This is a genomic window from Nonomuraea sp. PA05, assembly GCF_008086045.1.
Taxonomy (GTDB): Bacteria; Actinomycetota; Actinomycetes; order Streptosporangiales; family Streptosporangiaceae; genus Nonomuraea; species Nonomuraea monospora.
Map to the genome: position 1 here is coordinate 1 of NZ_VSEY01000081.1, position 13,588 is coordinate 13,588.

At 72.5% G+C, this 13,588-nt stretch carries 17 protein-coding genes; 4 read left to right on the forward strand and 13 right to left on the reverse strand.

The window, feature by feature from the left end; all coding sequences use genetic code 11:
- Nucleotides 1–167: 167 nt before the first annotated feature.
- The 6 genes from FXF51_RS58660 to FXF51_RS58685 all read right to left on the reverse strand — a co-directional run bounded on the left by FXF51_RS58660 (nt 168) and on the right by FXF51_RS58685 (nt 3,282).
- A complete protein-coding gene (locus FXF51_RS58660) occupies nt 168–1,049 on the reverse strand; it encodes a sulfite exporter TauE/SafE family protein (RefSeq protein WP_222871980.1) in 882 nt (293 codons plus the stop codon).
- 2 nt (nt 1,050–1,051) lie between these two features.
- Nucleotides 1,052–1,252 carry a hypothetical protein gene (locus FXF51_RS58665; RefSeq protein ID WP_148443555.1) on the reverse strand — a complete coding sequence of 67 codons (201 nt, stop codon included), beginning with the start codon at nt 1,250–1,252 and terminating at the stop codon, nt 1,052–1,054.
- Between the two features lie 92 nt (nt 1,253–1,344).
- On the reverse strand, nt 1,345–1,635 hold the full coding sequence (locus FXF51_RS58670; protein WP_222871981.1) for an SHOCT domain-containing protein: 291 nt from the start codon (nt 1,633–1,635) through the stop codon (nt 1,345–1,347).
- Nucleotides 1,636–1,802: 167 nt separating this feature from the next.
- Entirely contained in the window at nt 1,803–2,564 is a 762-nt protein-coding gene (locus tag FXF51_RS58675) for a class I SAM-dependent methyltransferase (protein WP_148443556.1), read from the reverse strand.
- 47 nt (nt 2,565–2,611) lie between these two features.
- Complete coding sequence (locus FXF51_RS58680) at nt 2,612–3,082, reverse strand: Clp protease N-terminal domain-containing protein (protein WP_262380625.1); 471 nt, start codon at nt 3,080–3,082, stop codon at nt 2,612–2,614.
- Entirely contained in the window at nt 3,079–3,282 is a 204-nt protein-coding gene (locus FXF51_RS58685) for a helix-turn-helix domain-containing protein (protein WP_185109862.1), read from the reverse strand. Before FXF51_RS58685 ends, FXF51_RS58680 begins: the two co-directional genes overlap by 4 nt.
- 52 nt (nt 3,283–3,334) lie before the next feature.
- Between FXF51_RS58685 and FXF51_RS58690 the strand changes: the two genes are divergently transcribed.
- A complete protein-coding gene (locus FXF51_RS58690; protein ID WP_148443557.1) occupies nt 3,335–4,798 on the forward strand; it encodes an FAD-dependent oxidoreductase in 1,464 nt (487 codons plus the stop codon).
- Here FXF51_RS58690 and FXF51_RS58695 read toward each other — a convergent pair.
- Both FXF51_RS58695 and FXF51_RS58700 read right to left on the reverse strand, forming a co-directional pair.
- On the reverse strand, nt 4,779–5,426 hold the full coding sequence (locus FXF51_RS58695; RefSeq protein WP_148443558.1) for a response regulator transcription factor: 648 nt from the start codon (nt 5,424–5,426) through the stop codon (nt 4,779–4,781). The two genes, FXF51_RS58690 and FXF51_RS58695, sit on opposite strands and share 20 nt — an antisense overlap.
- A complete protein-coding gene (locus FXF51_RS58700; RefSeq protein WP_148443559.1) occupies nt 5,423–6,529 on the reverse strand; it encodes a sensor histidine kinase in 1,107 nt (368 codons plus the stop codon). The genes FXF51_RS58695 and FXF51_RS58700 overlap by 4 nt, the downstream gene beginning before the upstream one ends.
- Nucleotides 6,530–6,624: 95 nt before the next feature.
- Between FXF51_RS58700 and FXF51_RS58705 the strand changes: the two genes are divergently transcribed.
- On the forward strand, nt 6,625–8,352 hold the full coding sequence (locus FXF51_RS58705; protein ID WP_148443560.1) for a gamma-glutamyltransferase family protein: 1,728 nt from the start codon (nt 6,625–6,627) through the stop codon (nt 8,350–8,352).
- Here FXF51_RS58705 and FXF51_RS58710 read toward each other — a convergent pair.
- Nucleotides 8,342–9,787, reverse strand: coding sequence for a flavin-containing monooxygenase (locus FXF51_RS58710; RefSeq protein ID WP_262380626.1), 1,446 nt, complete (start codon nt 9,785–9,787; stop codon nt 8,342–8,344). The genes FXF51_RS58705 and FXF51_RS58710 overlap by 11 nt on opposite strands.
- Before the next feature lie 101 nt (nt 9,788–9,888).
- The gene (locus tag FXF51_RS61660) at nt 9,889–10,062 is read right to left on the reverse strand and encodes a hypothetical protein (RefSeq protein ID WP_187415180.1); all 174 of its coding nucleotides are present in this window, start codon (nt 10,060–10,062) and stop codon (nt 9,889–9,891) included.
- Between the two features lie 105 nt (nt 10,063–10,167).
- On the opposite strand from FXF51_RS61660, the gene FXF51_RS58715 reads away from it, so the two are divergent.
- Nucleotides 10,168–10,953: an SURF1 family protein gene (locus FXF51_RS58715; protein WP_187415181.1), complete on the forward strand. Its 786-nt coding sequence runs from the start codon at nt 10,168–10,170 to the stop codon at nt 10,951–10,953.
- Between the two features lie 2 nt (nt 10,954–10,955).
- Nucleotides 10,956–11,267: a DUF3817 domain-containing protein gene (locus tag FXF51_RS58720; protein WP_148443561.1), complete on the forward strand. Its 312-nt coding sequence runs from the start codon at nt 10,956–10,958 to the stop codon at nt 11,265–11,267.
- A gap of 22 nt (nt 11,268–11,289) precedes the next feature.
- Here the strand turns inward: FXF51_RS58720 and FXF51_RS58725 are convergent, their stop codons facing one another.
- From FXF51_RS58725 to FXF51_RS58735, 3 genes are all read right to left on the reverse strand, one after another.
- The gene (locus FXF51_RS58725) at nt 11,290–11,481 is read right to left on the reverse strand and encodes a hypothetical protein (RefSeq protein WP_148443562.1); all 192 of its coding nucleotides are present in this window, start codon (nt 11,479–11,481) and stop codon (nt 11,290–11,292) included.
- Between the two features lie 104 nt (nt 11,482–11,585).
- Nucleotides 11,586–12,662 carry a protein kinase domain-containing protein gene (locus FXF51_RS58730; RefSeq protein ID WP_148443563.1) on the reverse strand — a complete coding sequence of 359 codons (1,077 nt, stop codon included), beginning with the start codon at nt 12,660–12,662 and terminating at the stop codon, nt 11,586–11,588.
- 18 nt (nt 12,663–12,680) lie between these two features.
- On the reverse strand, nt 12,681–13,535 hold the full coding sequence (locus tag FXF51_RS58735; RefSeq protein ID WP_148443564.1) for an arylamine N-acetyltransferase family protein: 855 nt from the start codon (nt 13,533–13,535) through the stop codon (nt 12,681–12,683).
- Nucleotides 13,536–13,588: the final 53 nt, after the last annotated feature.

Below are 13,588 nucleotides of genomic sequence, written 5' to 3' on the forward strand. Positions count from 1 at the left end.
GAGCCGGTGCGCGGCCTGGGCGTCGCCCGCCTGCGCGGCGGCCATCAGCTCGGGCTCGTCGCCCACGCGCGGCGCCGGTACGGACGGCCACCCCACCTCTCCTTGCCAAGGCATGGCGACAGACTGGCACGTGATCGCCCGATCGCGAACCGTAATCGCCGAAGCCTCTAAGAGAAGTGGATGAAGCCTGTGTACATGCCCATGCCGCAGACGTAGCGCAGGGAGCCCGCCGGTTGCGGTGGCAGCCGCACGGTGGCGGGGAGTGCGACGTCGCGCCCGCCGATCGCGACGGTGCCGGTGCAGCCCCGGTCGACCAGTTTGAAGACGATCTGGACGGGCACGCCGGCCCGCGCCGTCACCGTGGAGGGCCGGTAGCCGTCGCGGGTGGCGAACACGGTGACGGTGTCCGTTCGCGGCCCCGTCGCGGCGGGTGCGGCGGGGACGGCGAGCCAGCCGCCCAGGCTGACGCCCGCCCCGACGGTCCACAGCCCGGCGCCCACGGCCACCAGCCCGGCCCAGCGGGCCAGCCGGGTCCGGGAGACCCGCCGCAGCACGTACCCGAGCAGCGCGAACGCCGGCGCGGTGCCGAGCACGAACCCGGCCATGGCGGCGGCGCCCGCCAGCGGCGACCCGCTGGAGACGGCGATCATCTCGACGCCGAGCGTCACCCCGCAGGGCACCAGGATGGTGGCCGCGCCGAGCAGCGGCGCCCGGTAGCGGGACGGGGGCGGAGGTTCGGGCGCCGAGCAGCCCGTACGCCGCATGAGCCGGATCGCGAAGCCGACGACCGTGATGCCGGCCACGACCAGCAGCGCCGCCCTGGCCTGCGGCGGCAGGCTGACGGCCGAGCCGAGCAGCCCGAGCAGGGCCCCGGCGGCGGTGTAGGAGACCAGCCGCCCGGCCAGGAACCAGCCCACCAGCGCCGGATCGTGCCCGCTGCGGCCGTCCGTCAGGCCGACGAGCAGCCCGCCCTGCGCCGCCGTGCACGTGGCGGTCCCCGCGAGCAGCCCGGCGGCCACCCCGCCGGCCAGCAGGGTGAGGGTCTGCACGGTCAGCGGGCGAGCGCCAGGTCGTCGAGCGATCCGCTCTTGGCGGCCTCGACGATCGAGCCGAGCTGGTCGAGGCTCATCTCCACGCGCTGCCCGAAGTCGTCCACGATGACGACCTGGCGCCCGGCGGGGGCCGTCTCGTCGAGGAACAGCTCGGGGCACCCGCAACTGCACTGGCCGCAGAACTTGGCGATGGACCGCATCCTCGTCCTCACTCTCTCTCGGGCCGGTTACTCGCAAGGTAACGCGACCCCTTGAATGCGGCCAGTGACAGTTGTCGCACTGATGGTGAGGTTTAGGAAGAACCGCCCCTGAGCACAGACATCCTTTCGAAGTACTCGTCGTCGGTCATCTCGCCGCGCGCGTACCGTTCGGCGAGGATCTGCTCGGCGGACGCCGTAGGCGAGGCGGACGTCGTCGGCGAGGCGGGCGCGCTCGCCCTGCGCGGCCCCCACCAGCCCCTGCGCCAGGCCACCACGGCCAGCGTGATGAAGGCGGCCCAGAGCGCGACCCAGACGAGCGGGAAGAACGGTGCCATGCCGCCGGCGGCGCCCCAGTGCGGGCCCGCCATGATCAGAGTGTTCATGTCTCCTCCTTGACGTGTGTCTCAAGCGTCGCCGGAGGAGCCGCGCGGCGAATCGCACGGCGGGCTCTGCTCGTGCTGCTCCCTCAGGTGTGCTTCAGGCGGGCCTGCCGTACGACAGCGGGGGTAGGCCGCGCCCGCCGAGGACTTCCAGGTCGTCCACCACCACGTCACGCAGGCGCGCCATCAGGTTTCCTCGCCTCGATCAGGAACCGCGCGGAGTGGGCCACGAACGGGCCTTCGGCGGAGATCCGCTCGTGCAGAGAGCGCAGCTCGTCCGCGAAGCGCCCGACCGTGAAGCCGGGCACGATCCAGATCACCTTCCGCAGGAAGTAGATCACCGCGCCGATGTCGCGGAACTCCATCCGCAGCCGCTCGGAGCGCAGGTCCACGACCTCCAGCCCGGCGGACTCGGCCGCGACCCTGGCGCGGGCGGGGTCGCGGTGGCCGCCGTCGAACGGCCCGAGGAAGTGCTCGGTCAGCTCGGCGACGCTCCACGGGCCGACCTGCTGGGAGAAGTACGAGCCGCCGGGCGCGAGCACGCGGGCGATCTCCGCCCACCACGTCTCCACCGGATGGCGGCTGGTCACCAGGTCGAAGGCCGCGTCGGCGAACGGCAGGCGCGGCTCCTCGTCGTCGGCCACCACCCAGGCGCCGCGCGGGCGTAGCCGGGAGGCGGCCAGCCGCAGGTTGGGCGGCCACGACTCGGTGGCCACGGTCACCGGGGGCAGGGTGGGCAGCCCGGCGAGGATCTCGCCGCCGCCGGTCTGGATGTCGAGCGCGACCCGCGCCCGCGCCATGCGCTCGCCGAGGAGCCTGGCGTACCCCCAGGAGGGCCGCTCCTCGGTGGCCCGGCCGTCGAGCCAGGAGAAGTCCCAGCCGTCCACGGAAACGGTGTCGGCCTCGCGTACCAGCTCGTCGTAGGTGCGCATCCTCCGACCTTGTCAGGGGGCCGCCCGGCCGATCAAGCGGATTTCGATCAGGCGATGCGCTCGCGCACGGCCGTGCGGTCGATCCCGAGCTGGTCGATGAGCTGCGCGACGGGGTCGGGACGCTTCTGCGCCAGCAGGCCGAGCGTCAGGTGCCGGGGCGCCTCCGCGTCCCTGGTCTTCACCTTCGTGGCCTTGATGGCGTCGTTGAGCACCGCTCTGGCGCTGGAGGTCAGCGCGGTGGCCGGGACGGCCGGGTGCTTGCGCGGCGTGTCGGGCAGGTCGCCCACCTCCAGGCCGAGCATGCGCAGCGCGGCCCGGTCGAGGTCCTCCAGCGCCGCGCGGGCGGCGGCCAGGTCGACGCCGAGCGCCCGCGCGGACTCCTCGTGGTGCAGGAGGCCGAGCAGCATGTGCTCGGTGCCCAGCCGCCGGTCGCCGCGCAGCCTGGCCTCCTCGAACGCCGCCTTGACGATCACCGTCACGGAGCTCTTCTGCCAGCCGAACATCGTCAGCCCCCTCATTTCCCGTACTTGGCGTGCACCGACTGCCGCGACATGCCGAGCGCGTCGCCGATCTGCTCCCAGGTCCAGCCCTGCTCCCTGGCCAGCGCCACGGACACCGCCTCGACCTGCTCGGCCAGCCGGTGCAGCGCTCCGACCGCGCGCAGCCCCATCGCGGGGTCGTTGGCGCGGATCCGCTCGGTCAGCTCTCTAACGTCCACGCTTGTCAGGCTAGCTTGACAGCTCGAATTTTGTCAATCTAGCCTGACAGGCATGGAAGATGTGCTGATCGTGGGGGCGGGCCCCGTCGGGCTGATGCTCGCGTGCGAGCTGAGGCTGGCCGGCGTGCGCCCCGTCGTGCTGGAGAAGAGGGCCGCGCCGAGCGACCTGCCCAAGGCCAACGGGCTGGGCGGGCAGATCGTGGACGTGCTCGACCACCGGGGGCTGCTGGAGCGCTTCAGCGCGGGCAGCCCGTTCTCGGGCCGCGCCGCCGGCTTCCCGTTCGCCGGGGTGCCGCTGAGGTTCGAGGGCATCGACGACATCCCGCTGCGGCTGCTGCTCATCCAGCAGCCGCGGCTGGAGCACCTGCTGGCCGAGCGGGCGCGGGAGCTCGGCGTCGAGATCAGGCGCGGCTGCGAGGTGCGCTCGCTGGCGCAGGACGAGGAGGGGGTGACGCTCGGCGTCGAGGACACGGAACCACGCGCGAGGCACGTCGCGGACACGGAACTGCGCGCGAGGTACGTCGTGGGCTGCGACGGCGGGCGCAGCCGCGTACGGGAGTGGGCCGGGATCGCCTTCCCCGGCACCACCGACGAGGAGGGGCTGGTCGTCGGCCACTTCAAGGCCGACGTCAAGGTCTTCGAGAGCCTGGAGACCGACGGGCTCGAACCCGGCTGGAACCGCACGCCGCACGGCCGCGTGCTGCTCACCTCCCTGCACGACGGCGTGCTCATCGCCGGCGTGCGGGAGCCGGGCGGGCTGCCCGACGGCCCCGTCACGCCGGCCGACTTCCGCGCGGCCGTGCGGCGCGTGCTGGGCAGGGACATCCCGCTCGGCGAGCCGATCTGGCTGTCGAGCACGGTCGCCCAGGCCCGGCTGGCCGAGCGGTACAGGGCCGGGCGGGTGTTCGTGGCGGGGGACGCCGCCCACCTGTTCCCGGCGGGCGGCTCCGCGCTCAACGTGGGCATGACGGACGCGGTGAACCTCGCCTGGAAGCTGGGCGGCGTACTGCGGGGGCGCCTGCCGGACAGCCTGCTCGACACCTACGACGCCGAGCGGCGGCTCGTGGGGGAGCGCACGCTCCTGCACACCCGGGCTCAGGCGGCCGTCGACCGGGTGGAGGGCGAGGACGGGGTGGCGCTGCGCGCGCTGCTCGGCGAGGTGTTCGCCTTCGAGGAGCCGGCCCGGCACCTGGCCGGGTTGCTGCAGGACTCCGGCGTCCCGTACGGGCCGCAGGAGCATCCCCTGGTCGGCCGGTTCGTGCCCGATCTGGAGCTGGCGGGCGGCGGCCGGGTGGCCGACCTGATGCGCCGGGCCCGGCCCGTGCTGCTCGATCTGGGCGGCGGGACGGACCTCGACGACGACTGGATCGACGTCGTGCACGCCCGCTGCGCCACCCCGCCCGCCGACGCCCTCCTGATCCGCCCCGACGGCTACGTGGCCTGGGCGGGCGCCGACGGGCTGGCCGAGGCGGCCGGGCGCTGGTTCGGCGCGGGGGTCACAGCCAGCCGGGCTTGACCAGCCCCGACTCGTAGGCGATCACCACGAGCTGGGCCCGGTCACGCGCGTGCAGCTTCATCATGGCCCGGCTGACGTGCGTCTTCGCGGTGGCCGGCGACATGAACAGCTTGGCCGCGATCTCGTCGTTCGTCATCCCGGTGCCGACCAGCGCGAGCACCTCGCGCTCGCGTTCGGTGAGCTGGTCGAGGCCGTCGGCGGTGACGGGCTCCTTGGCGCGGGAGGCGTACTCGGCGATCAGCCGGCGGGTCACGCTGGGCGACAGCAGCGCCTCGCCGGCCGCGACCACCCGCACGGCCTGGATCAGCTCGGCCGGCTCGGTGTCCTTGACCAGGAAGCCGCTGGCGCCGCCGCGCAGCGCCTCGAAGACGTACTCGTCCAGCTCGAACGTCGTCAGGATGATGATGTGCGGGCCGGGCGGCATCCGGCGGGTGGCGGTCAGGCCGTCGGTGCCGGGCATGCGGATGTCCATGAGGACCACGTCCGGCTGGTGCTCGCCCGCCAGCCGGACGGCCTCCGCGCCGTCGGCCGCCTCGGCCACCACGGTCATGTCGGGCTGGGCGTCGAGCAGCGCCTTGAAGCCCGCGCGGACCAGCGCCTGGTCGTCCGCCAGCAGAACCTTGATCACGACGTCTCCTCAGGTAGGGGCAGCCGGGCCTCGACCTGGAAGCCGGTGCCGGAAGGCCCGGCGACCAGCGTGCCGCCAAGCGCGGAAGCCCGCTCGCGCATGCCGGGGATGCCGTTGCCGCTGCCCGACTCCGACAGCGCGCCGGGAGCGCCTGAGCCGGTGTCGGCGACCCGCACGGTCAGCTCACGCTCGCCGTACTCCAGCCGCACGTTCACCGCTGCGCCCGGCGCGTGCCTGGCGGCGTTCGTGAGCGACTCCTGGACGATCCGGTACGCCGCCCGCTCCACCTGCGACGGCAGCGGACGGGAGCCGACGCGCTTGACCGTCACGTCCTGCCCGGAGCGCTCGATCAGCTCGTCGAGGTGGTCGAGCCCGGCCGTGGGGGATCGGGGGGCGCCTTCGCGCAGCACGTTCAGCACCGAGCGCATCTCGCCGAGCACCTCCTTGGAGGCCGTCTTGATCGTGGCCAGGGCGGTTCTGGCCTGCTCCGGGTTGGCGTCGATGAGGTGCAGCGCGGTCGAGGCCTGCACGTGGATGAGCGAGATGTTGTGCGCCAGCACGTCGTGCAGCTCCTGCGCCATCGTCAGGCGCTCCTCGCTGGCCTGCCGCCTGGCCTCCTCCTCCGCGACCCGCTCCCGCTCGGCCCTGCGCTCCCTGACGTTCCTGACCAGCTCGGCCACGACCATCAGCAGCATGATGGAGGTCAGGATCCACACGCTGTGGAAGATGTCGCGGTTGCCGACCATCCAGGCGTAGGTGAGGAACGACAGCAGCGTCATCCCGGCCATCACCCAGGCCATCAGCCTCCTGCCGCGCAGCACGAGGAGGACGAGCAGGACGGCGGGGCTGATGAAGCTGGGGCCGTAGGCGTACCCGCCGATCAGGAACAGGTCGCAGGCGGCCAGCCCGGCGGCGGTCGTGAGCAGCGGGTAGCGGCGGCTCAGCAGCACCGCCAGCGGGCCGACCAGCAGCAGCCCGATCGCGTAGAGGTCGAGCGGCTCCCGCACCTCCCGCTGCCCCCACGAGGCGCCCCTGCCGATCACCATCTGGGCGACCGCCACGATAAGGGCGAGATAGGGGTCGAACCCGAGCTTCCTACGCACGCCACCCACGCTAGATCACCCCTTCTGACCAGCGCATCATCCCTATGTGTGAGGAGGCCCTACCACGACGGGCGTACCTGGGCCATCGTGGACGCATGCGCCGTGCGATCATTCCCGCAGCAGCAGTCCTCGTCTCGCTCGTGCCCGCGCCCGCCGCGCTGGCGCAGCCCCCGCAGAAGGTCCCCGTCGCCGAAGGGTACGGCGGCGCCGTGGCCACCGTCGACCTCGACGCCAGCAAGGCCGCCATCTCCGTGCTCAGGAGGGGCGGCAACGCCATGGACGCCGCCGTCGCGGCGGGCGCGGTGCTGGGCGTCACGGAGCCGTACTCGGCCGGCCTGGCCGGCGGCGGCTTCATGGTGTACTACGACGCCAGGCAGCGCAAGGTGTTCACGATCGACGGCCGGGAGACCGCTCCCCAGGCCATGACGTCCACCTCGCTGGAAGGCATCCCGTTCGAGGAGGCCGTCACCAGCGGCCTGTCGGCGGGCGTGCCGGGCACGGTCGCCAACTGGGACCTGGCCCTGCGCAGGTTCGGCACGCTCTCGCTCAAACAGGCGCTCCAGCCCGCGATCGAGGTGGCCTCCAAGGGCTTCGTCGTCGACCAGACCTTCTACGACCAGACCGCCGCCAATGCCACCCGCTTCAAGGACATCGCCTCCACGGCCGCCCTGTACCTGCCGAACGGCGCCCCGCCGCCCGTCGGCTCGGTCTTCAGGAACCCCGAGCTCGCCGCCACCTACCGCGAGCTGGGCAGGCGCGGCCCCGGCTGGCTGTACGGCGGCCAGTTGGGCAAGGAGATCGTGGCCACCGTCAAGAACCCGCCGGTCACCCCCGGCAGCACCCGCAACGTCAGGCCGGGCCTGATGGAGCTGTCCGACCTGCGCGCCTACCGCGCCCTCATGCGCGAGCCCACCAAGATCTCCTACAAGGGCCTGGACGTGTACGGCATGGCCCCGCCCTCCTCCGGCGGCTCCACGGTCGGCGAGGCGCTGAACATCCTGGAGGCGCTGCCGCGGGTGGGCCTGCACGAGTACCTGGAGGCGTCCAGGCTGGCCTTCGCCGACCGCGGCAGGTACGTCGGCGACATCCCGGGCGTGCCGCTGCGCGAGCTGCTGTCCGACGGGTTCGCCAAGGAGCGGGCGTGCCTGGTCGGCGACACCGCCATGCCGCACCCGGCCGCGCCGGGGCAGCCCGACGGCTCGTACGAGGGCTGCCCGCCCGCCACAGAAGCCGCCACGCCGGTCGCCCAGGAGGGCCCGGAGACCACGCACCTGGTCGTGGCCGACCGCTGGGGCAACGTGCTCGCCTACAACCTGACCATCGAGTCGACCGGCGGCAACGGCATCGTGGTGCCGGGCCGCGGCGTGCTGCTCAACAACGAGCTGACCGACTTCACCTTCGGCCCCGCCCCGGGCGACCCGAACCTGCCGGGCCCCGGCAAGCGGCCGCGCTCGTCGATGGCGCCGACGCTGGTGTTCGACGACGGCAGGCCGGTGCTGGCGGCCGGCTCGCCCGGCGGCTCCACGATCATCACGACCGTGCTGCAGATTCTGGTCAACCGGTACGAGTTCGGCATGAGCCTGCCCGACGCGCTGGCCGCGCCGCGCGCCACCCAGCGCAACACCGCGCAGACGCAGGCCGAGCCGGCGTTCCTGGCCCGTTACCAGGCGGAGCTGGAGGCCAAGGGGCACTCCTTCGCGCCGAACCCGGAGATCGGCGCCGCCACGGCGCTGGAGTTCCTGGGCAGGAGCCGGATCCAGGCCGTGGCCGAGCCGTCCCGCCGGGGCGGGGGCAGCGCGCTGGTGGTCTCCGCTAGTAGATGAGCTCGTAGGCGCCGGGCTTCACCCTGCGGGTGCGCGCCCAGTACTCGAAGGAGAAGCCCGGCCAGATCGTCCGGTTCACCCCGTGCTCGTCCAGGTACCAGGAGCGGCAGCCGCCCGCGTTCCAGACCAGCGGGTCGAGCCTGGCCCGCAGCCGGTCGTTGAACGCCCGCTGCGCCTTCGGCCGCACGTCCACGGCCCTGGCCTGGGTGCGGGAGAGCAGACGCAGGCACTTGACGACGTAGCGGGCCTGCGACTCGATCATGAAGACGACCGAGTTGTGGCCGAGCCCGGTGTTGGGGCCGAGCAGGAAGAACAGGTTGGGGAAGCCGGAGGTGGTGATGCCGAGGTAGGCCTCGATGCCGTCGCGCCAGGCCTCCTGGAGCTTCAGGCCGTCCCTGCCGATGATCCGCTGCTCGGTGAGCGCGTCGGTGACCTTGAAGCCGGTGCCGTAGACGATCGCGTCGGTCTCGCGCTCCGCCGCTCCCGCCACGATCGAGCGCTCGCGGACCTCGGTGATCCCGTCGGTGACCAGGGAGACGTTCTCCCTGGTCAGGGCCGGATAGTAGTCGCTGGAGATGATGATGCGCTTGCAGCCGATGAGGTAGTCGGGGGTGAGCGCGCGGCGCAGGTCCGGGTCGGGCACCTGGGCGCGCAGGTGGCGCAGCGCGAGGTGCTCGTGGGCCTTCATCAGGCGGGGGTCCACGGCGAAGCCTAGTGCCCGGGTCTCCAGCGCCCAGTAGATGCCGGCGCGCAGGGCCCTGGCCATGCCGGGCAGGCGCAGCAGCCGCCGGGCGGCGGGGGAGAAGGCGAAGTCGGGCTTGGGGTGCAGCCAGGGGGCGGTGCGCTGGTAGACGGTGACGTGCCCGGCGGTGCGGGCGAGCTGGGGGACGAACTGGACGGCGGAGGCGCCGGTGCCGATGACGGCCACGCGCTTGCCGGTCAGGTCGGCCGAGTGGTCCCACTCGGCGGAGTGGAACGCGGGCCCGGCGAAGCTCTCCCGCCCCGGCAGGTCCGGAAATTTCGGGACGTGGAGGGCGCCGATGGCGGAGACCACGGCGTGGGGGCGCAGGGTGTCGCCGTCCTCCGTGGTGACCGTCCATGACCTGGCGGCGTCGTCGTATTCCATCGACACGACGTGCTTGCCGTACCTGACGTGGGGGGTGATGCCGTACTTGACCAGGCAGGCCCGCAGGTACGCCTGGATCTCCTCCTGCGGCGAGAACATCCGCGACCAGCCGGGGTTCAGCTCGAACGAGTAGGAGTACATGTGCGACGGCACGTCGCAGGCGCAGCCGGGATAGGTGTTGTCGCGCCAGGTGCCGCCCGGCTCCGCGGCCTTCTCCAGGATGACGAAGTCGTGGTAACCGGCCTGTTTGAGGTTGATGGCCATGCAGATCCCGGCGAATCCGGACCCGACGATCACGATCCCTGGCACGGGCTCCTCCCGGACTTATTGGACAATGAGTCCAATGTAGCCGTTGACGGGAACGACGAAAACCCGCCACGGCTCCGCGGCGGGTGAAACTGTCGGCTGTCTTACTGCAGCAGCAGGAAGGCGGCGACGCCGATGATCACGATGACGGCCACGACCGCGATGATGGGCACGAGGGGCGACTTCTTCGGCTTGGCCACGGACTCCTGCTCGCGCGCGTTCGCGAACGCGCGAAAGGCCTGGGTGTTGCCCGCCGGGTCGATGTGCTGGTCAGACATGGGGAGCAGCCTAGCGTGCGTGCCTGCGACGTTTGCGTCTTTTGGCGGGATCCGTAGTGATGGGCTGATTAGGGGACCACCCCACCCGCCGGATAGCTTGGAAGCATGCTCAGGACCCTGTTCTCGCCGCGCCTCATGGGGCTGCACCTGCTCACGATCGGGGTCCTGGTCTCGTTCATCCTGCTCGGCCGCTGGCAGCTCGGCGTCTTCCAGGATTCGGGAAAGCCGCGTGTCTCCACCGACCCCGAGCCCGTCGCGGTCGCCACCCTCGCCAGGCCCGGCGCCCAGATGAACGGCGAGCACGTGGGCCGCAGGGTCACCGCCGAGGGCGTCTACGAGCCCGGCCGCCAGCTCCTGGTCGCCGACCGGCAGGCCGACGTGGACGCGCCGGGCGGCAACGTCTCGCGCGGCGAGGGCTACTGGGTGCTCACCCCGCTGCGGCTCGACGACGGCACGCTGATGCCGGTGGTGCGCGGCTGGGTGGCCCAGCCGGGCGACCCCGCCGTGGCGGCCGTACCGCAGGGCCGGGTCGCGGTGGCCGGGCGGCTGCGGCCGCAGCAGGGCACCGACAGCGTGCAGCGGCGCGCCGAGGGCCTGCCCGCCGGCCAGGTGCAGACGGTGTCCACGGGCGAGCTGGTCAACCTGTGGGCCGGGCAGCAGGTCCGCACCGGCTTCGTCGTCGCGCAGCCCGCCTCCGGCTCGCTGGCGCAGGTCAAGGTGGCTCCGCCCGTGGTCGGCGGCACGCTCACGTGGCGTAACCTGGCTTATGCCGCCAACTGGTGGATCTTCGCTGGATTCGCCGTCTTCATGTGGTTCCACTTCGTACGCGACGCCGTGCGGAGCGACCGGGACCGCGGCAAGTCGTCCCCTGAGATGGTTCTGGAAGGTTAACGGTGGAATCGGCTCTCAAACCCTTCCGGGTGCTCGCGTACGTGGTCGGGGTCATGCTGCTGGTGCTCTGCGTGGGCATGGTCCTTCGGTACGGCTTCGGCGAGGCCGCCATGTCGAAGATCATCGCCCCCATCCACGGCGGGCTCTACATGATCTACCTGATCGCGGTCATGAACCTGGGCATGAAGGCGCGCTGGTCGTGGCCGTACATGGCCGGGGTCATGCTCGGCGGCACGGTGCCGTTCCTGTCCTTCTACGTGGAGAGAAGGGTGACCCAGCGCGTCCAGGGCGCGCTGGCGGCGGCGGAGGCCTGAGGCCCCCGCCGCGAACCAGGGGCTAGTGGCCGATGCCGCGCCTGCGCGCCCTCTTGAGCCGCTCGCGCTGCGACGGGTCGAGCATCAGGTAACCCACCACCGGGGCGGCGACCACGCCGAGGACGACCAGCAGGGTGACCCAACCGGGAAAGATGATCCACGAGAGCAGGACCGCGACGCCTGCGCCAATCGCGTACTTCTGTATTGGCGACATCCTCAACATCCTCCGAACGCGGAGCGCGCGCCCCGCCTCTCCCACATTCTGCGTCGCCTGTCCAACGTGTGAACCCTCCGCGAGGTTCCGTGTCGCGATGTATCTCAAATGTTGTGCGGCTCGCCGGCCACGATCGCGAGCAGTTCGCGGCGCACCTCGTCCGCTGCCGGGCGCTGCGACGGGTCGCCCGACAGCAGCCTGAGCAGCACGGGAGCAAGCGCGCCCGCCCTGGTCAGCGGCGCTCCCGGCGCGGGCGGCGCGCCCTCGACGGCGGTGAACAGCGTGGCGCCGAGCGACCACAGATCGGCCGTCCGCGTCGCCGCGCCCTCCGGCGCCGTGTACGCCGGGAGCGTTCCCGACCTCGGCAACGGCAGCAGGCACGCCCGCCCCGAGGCGTCCACGAGCACGTTGCCCGGCTGCACGCCGCCGTGGAAACCGCCGCCCGCCACCAGCCGGTCGAGCACGGCCAGCCCGATCGCCGCCACCCGCGCGGGCGGCAGCGGGCCCGACGCCTCGATCACCGCGTCCAGCGGCCGGTCCACGGCCAGCCGGTCGAGCGTCTCGCGCACCACCTCCACCGCCGGCGGGCCAGAAGGATGCAGCATCGCCCTGATCAGCGACCTGAACGGGTCGGCGCCCGCGGCCGGCACCTGGCCCGGCGGCCGGCCCTCCACCGCGAAGTGCAGCGTGGCGGCCAGCGACCACAGGTCGGCCGAGGGCAGCGTGCTGAGGCTGGGGAACCCGAACCCGGCCAGCATCGCCCGCCCCGTCGCCGTGAGCAGCACGTTGCCGGGATCGACCCGGCCGTGCACGATCCCCGCCGCGTGCGCCTCGCTCAGGGCCGCCAGCACGCAGACGCCCGCCCTGGCCGCCTGCGCCACGGGCAGCGGGCCGCGCGAGCGCACCGCCTGCTCCAGCGACACCCCCGAGACGAACTCCATGACCAGCCACGGCGCGCCGTTCTCGATCAGCACGTCCAGCACCCGCACCACGGACGGATGCCGCAGCCCCGTGGCCCTGCGCGCCTCGAACAGTGCCGAGTCGCGCAGCTCCGGCGGCACCCGCAGCTCCCTGACCGCGACGTCACGGTGCCGCACCTCGTCGAACGCCAGGCGCACCGACCCCGCGCCCAGGGGGTTGAGCAGCCGGTAACGGCCGCTCAGCTTCCTCGTCTCACCCATGCGACACGCACGCCGACGTCATGCCGCGCCGCCCGCCAGCCAGCTCTCGTGCGCCTCCGACACCTTGCGCCAGAGCTTGTCCTTCTCCCCGGCGCTCACGTCGTCGAGCGGCAGCAGGAACACGTCCGCCAGCGCCGCGTAGTAGTCGCGCGCCGTGTCCAGCATCACCGAGTGCGCGCCCCTGCCCAGGCGCGTCAGCGACAGCCCGCGCAGCGAGTCCACGCCGTACGCGTCCCGCCGCTGCACCGTCGCCACCCGGACAAACCCCGACGTAGGGGACGTGGTGAGCTCCCGATGCTTGTCGGCGAACACCGACATCTCCACCGCTGTCAGACCGAAGTCCATGCCCTCGAACGAGCCGGCCGGATCATGATCGAGCCGCCAGCCGCCGGGCACGACCTCCGACGGCCGCAGCACGTACTGGAAGGGCCCCTGCCGATACGTGCCCGCCACCAGCGGCAGCGGCTCGTGCAGCGCGTCGCCCAGCCCCAGGTCCGCCAGCCACTCACCGCCCGGATTGCCGTCAGAGGGCAGGCCGCGCACCGTCAGCACCAGATGGTTGCCCGTCAGGCCCGGCTTTTTGCCGCGGCCCTGCACGCCGCCGTAGTGCCGGGTCACCTGGTAGCCGAGCGCCCTGGCGAGCTGCGAGAACGCGCCGTTCAAGTGGTAGCAGTAGCCGCCGCGGCCCCCGATGATGCGCTCGGCGGACTCGACGGGATCGACGGTGGTCGGGCGGCCCAGCCAGATCTGCAGCGCCTCGTACGCGACCTTCTCGACGTGCGCGACGTGCAGCGCGCGCAGCGACTCGGCGCTGGTGGGGGCGGTGAGCAAGCCGGGCAGGCCGAGACGGCGGAGGTAAGCGGCGGTGTCCACCCGCCAAGTCTGCACGGTTTGTGCACGGATTTGGGAGTGTCGTCTGCACAGGG

Excerpts from the sequence above, each read along its gene's own strand:
- FXF51_RS58675 (WP_148443556.1), bottom strand. The coding sequence starts at position 2,564 with ATGCGCACCTACGACGAGCTGGTACGCGAGGCCGACACCGTTTCCGTG.
- FXF51_RS58665 (WP_148443555.1), bottom strand. The coding sequence starts at position 1,252 with ATGCGGTCCATCGCCAAGTTCTGCGGCCAGTGCAGTTGCGGGTGCCCC.
- FXF51_RS58670 (WP_222871981.1), bottom strand. The coding sequence starts at position 1,635 with ATGAACACTCTGATCATGGCGGGCCCGCACTGGGGCGCCGCCGGCGGC.
- FXF51_RS58705 (WP_148443560.1), top strand. The coding sequence starts at position 6,625 with ATGCGCCGTGCGATCATTCCCGCAGCAGCAGTCCTCGTCTCGCTCGTG.
- FXF51_RS58725 (WP_148443562.1), bottom strand. The coding sequence starts at position 11,481 with ATGTCGCCAATACAGAAGTACGCGATTGGCGCAGGCGTCGCGGTCCTG.
- FXF51_RS58715 (WP_187415181.1), top strand. The coding sequence starts at position 10,168 with ATGCTCAGGACCCTGTTCTCGCCGCGCCTCATGGGGCTGCACCTGCTC.
- FXF51_RS58690 (WP_148443557.1), top strand. The coding sequence starts at position 3,335 with ATGGAAGATGTGCTGATCGTGGGGGCGGGCCCCGTCGGGCTGATGCTC.
- FXF51_RS61660 (WP_187415180.1), bottom strand. The coding sequence starts at position 10,062 with ATGTCTGACCAGCACATCGACCCGGCGGGCAACACCCAGGCCTTTCGC.
- FXF51_RS58680 (WP_262380625.1), bottom strand. The coding sequence starts at position 3,082 with ATGAGGGGGCTGACGATGTTCGGCTGGCAGAAGAGCTCCGTGACGGTG.
- FXF51_RS58730 (WP_148443563.1), bottom strand. The coding sequence starts at position 12,662 with ATGGGTGAGACGAGGAAGCTGAGCGGCCGTTACCGGCTGCTCAACCCC.